Source organism: Bradyrhizobium sp. 139 (genome assembly GCF_023074175.1).
Classification (GTDB): Bacteria; Pseudomonadota; Alphaproteobacteria; order Rhizobiales; family Xanthobacteraceae; genus Bradyrhizobium.
Window position 1 is genome coordinate 1 of the sequence record NZ_JADPKS010000059.1, and the last position, 1,612, is coordinate 1,612.

The 1,612-nt window shown below is 62.7% G+C and carries 1 protein-coding gene; it reads left to right on the top strand.

What is annotated here, in order from left to right:
- Positions 1-84 precede the first annotated feature (84 nt).
- Positions 85-1,612: IS66 family transposase (locus IVA80_RS14860; RefSeq protein ID WP_247431022.1), on the top strand; the 1,528-nt coding region annotated here is incomplete at its 3' end.

Genomic DNA, 1,612 nt, shown 5'->3' on the forward strand with positions numbered 1-1,612 from the left:
CCTCGAATCCCGCAGCCGAAAGCACTTGCGTAGGACATAAAGTCTTCGCTGCATCGGGGCGCGAAGCATGGCAGACTCGGGCCAATGAGTGATTTGCCTGATGAGCTGCCGAGCGATCCAAGCGAGCTGCGTGTCTTTGCCGCGGCTCTGCTGGATCGTTGCGCCAGGCTCGAGCGGTTGCTCAAGCTTGCGAAAGATGCGCAGTTCGGTCGATCCTCGGAAAAGCTTGACGCTGATCAGCTCCAGCTTGTTCTGGAGGATATCGATCAGGCTGTCGCGGCTCTCGAAGCAGCCGAGGACCGCGCCAATCCCAAAACACGCGAGAAGAGAGCTGCCGAGCGCAGGGCCAATCGTGGCAAGCTGCCGGAGCATTTGCCACGCATCGTCGAAACGCTGATGCCGGCTGCAACCTGCTGCCCGTCTTGCAAAGGCGATCTCGTTGAGATTGGCCGCGATGAGAGCCAGAGGCTGGACGTCGTACCGGCGCAGTATCGCGTCATCGTTACCCGCCGGCCCAAACTGGCCTGCCGTGCCTGCCAGGGCGTCGTTCTCCAGCACGCTGCTCCCGAGCGATTGATCAGGGGAGGACTGCCGACCGAGCGGCTCGTCGCGCATGTGATCGACGCCAAGTATCATTGGCATTTGCCGCTTTACCGCCAGGCGCAGATGCTGGCGACCCACGGAATTGCCATCGATCGTTCCACGCTCGCCTTCTGGGTCGGCTATGCTGCCCAGGAGCTGAAGCCCTTGTGGCGTCGTCTGCGCGAGGTTTTGCTCGCCTCCGCGAAGCTTTGTGTCGATGAGACCCCGGCGCCGGTGCTGGATCCGGGGCGCGGCAGGACCAAAACCGGCTACTTCTGGGCGCTCTCGCGCGATGACCGGCCTTGGGCCGGCCCTGATCCGCCTGGGGTGGTCTATGCCTATGCACCGGGCCGTGGGGCCATCCATGGCTTGCAGCTGCTTGAGGGCTTTCGCGGCATCATCCACTGCGACGGCTATCAGGCTTACAAGACTATGACCCGAGAGACGCGTGCGGACGCCTTGTCCGGGACGCTCGCCTTCTGCTGGTCGCATCTGAGGCGCCAGTTTGTGAAGATCGAGCGCGAGGCCGCTCCGGCGCCAGCTCCGGTTGCCCGCGAGGCTCTTGAGCGCATCGCCCAACTTTACGCAGTCGAAAAAGCGCTCCGCGGCCGATCAGATGCCGAGCGCCGTGCTGGCAGGCAGGCGCATGCCCGACCTCTGGCGACAGCCTTGAAGCAGTGGTTTGAGGCCAAGCTTGATCACCTTGCACAGAAGAGCGACACGGCGAAGGCCCTGCGTTACGCGCTGCGTCATTGGGACGGCCTGACGCTCTATCTTGATGACGGGCGCATCGAGATGGACACGAATGCTGTCGAGCGTGCGATGCGGCCGATCAAGCTCAACGCCAAGAACTCCCTTTTTGCCGGTTGCGACGAGGGCGCCGAGAATTGGGCAGTTCTGGCTTCGTTAATCGAGACCTGTAAGCTCAATGGCGTCAGTGCCGAGCACTGGCTCGCTGATGTTCTCGCGAAGCTCGTCAATGGTTGGCCTGCGGCGCGACTGGACGAACTGCTCCCTTGGGCGTCGATCT